Source organism: Oleiphilus sp. HI0079 (assembly GCF_001635105.1).
Window position 1 is genome coordinate 1 of the sequence record NZ_LWFT01000864.1, and the last position, 1308, is coordinate 1308.

The window sequence follows — 1308 nt, forward strand, 5'->3', positions numbered from 1 at the left end:
ATTTTTGGCTCCGTGGCGCATAGCGAGCGTTGATGCTCCAAGCGAACAGCCTAAATCATAGCAGGCAGTATCACTCTGAACATAACGCTCGGTGATGAGACTAATCATTGGGATAATCGTTTTGTATCCAGGCACGGAGCGTTGAATCATGTCTGGAAACACACGCGCAACGGCCTCATCGAACCTAAAATCGTTTTGCTGATCAAGGGGGGATGAGTACAGTTGGTCTGCTTCTTGTTCGGGCGTTTTGTCCGACACTTTATTGCTCCGCTAAGGTTTCCGAATTTGCGTTTACGCTCTGGCTGTCGACATCTCGTGGCTCGCACTTAATTCCGCGGTTTTTATAATCGACCAATAGGCCTTGCATTGCATGATCTTTGTCATTTCGAATAAACAGATAGCCTTCTTGGCAAAACGAAGTTTGATATGAGGGTTTTGGGGAAAGCCGATATTGGCCTTCGTCTTCAGTTGGCACAAATACGACCTTATAGCTCGCTAGATCGAACTGGTCTTTGCTCTCGGGATGGTGAATTTTATTCTGCCACTCCAGAACGCCAACTGTGCCGGCAATACTCAGGAAGATGGCCAGTACCAGCGCGCGAACACTGACTGTGTCTGCGCTTTTTTGGCTCGAATCTTGTCTCATTATGAAAGCTCGTTCTAAAAGGTGCTGATTGTAGAGTTTAGGGCATAAGTTGCAAGGGCGGTTCGTTTAAAGCGCTTAATTGTTCTCTTAACTCCAAGATGTGCTCCGACCAATAGCGCTCGGTATTGAACCAAGGGAAGTGCATTGGAAACGCCGGATCTTTCCAGCGTTTTGCCAGCCATGCCGAGTAGTTCATGATGCGCATGGTGCGTAGTGTTTCAATAAGGTTTAACTCTTTTAGGTCAAAGCTCGCAAACTCTTCATACCCTTCAAGGAACTCGCTCAAGAGGCTGGTTTGCTGAAGTCGATCGCCTGATAATAATAACCAAATGTCTTGCACTGCGGGGCCCATAACGCAATCATCAAGGTCTACAAAAAAAGCCTGATCTTCACGCCAAAGGATATTGCCCATGTGGCAATCGCCGTGAATGCGCTGATCTCTCGCTTTGTGGTGCGCCAATATCGACTTCATCGTTTTTACTAGATCGTCTGTGAGCGTATCGTATGCGGTTTGTAAGCTCATTGGGAGGAAGTCATTTTCCAGCAAGAAGGCTCTGCTATTTATTGCCCATTGTTCAAGCGACATGGTTTGACGATGCTCGAACTGTTTGCTTGACCCAACCTGATGCATGCGTCCGATATTTAGACCTATTCGATACATC

Annotated in this window: 2 protein-coding genes and 1 pseudogene; all 3 read right to left on the minus strand. The window is 46.9% G+C overall.

Features of this window, described 5'->3' with window-relative positions; genetic code table 11:
• A pseudogene (locus A3750_RS16165) lies at positions 1–258 on the minus strand (carboxy-S-adenosyl-L-methionine synthase CmoA); the annotation flags it as partial.
• A 1-nt stretch (position 259) separates the two neighbouring features.
• Positions 260–646 carry a hypothetical protein gene (locus tag A3750_RS16170; RefSeq protein WP_068454546.1) on the minus strand — a complete coding sequence of 129 codons (387 nt, stop codon included), beginning with the start codon at positions 644–646 and terminating at the stop codon, positions 260–262.
• A 37-nt stretch (positions 647–683) separates the two neighbouring features.
• A partial coding sequence (locus tag A3750_RS16175; protein ID WP_068548442.1) for a serine/threonine protein kinase occupies positions 684–1308 on the minus strand: 625 nt, incomplete at its 5' end.

Excerpts from the sequence above, each read along its gene's own strand:
- A3750_RS16170 (WP_068454546.1), bottom strand. The coding sequence starts at position 646 with ATGAGACAAGATTCGAGCCAAAAAAGCGCAGACACAGTCAGTGTTCGC.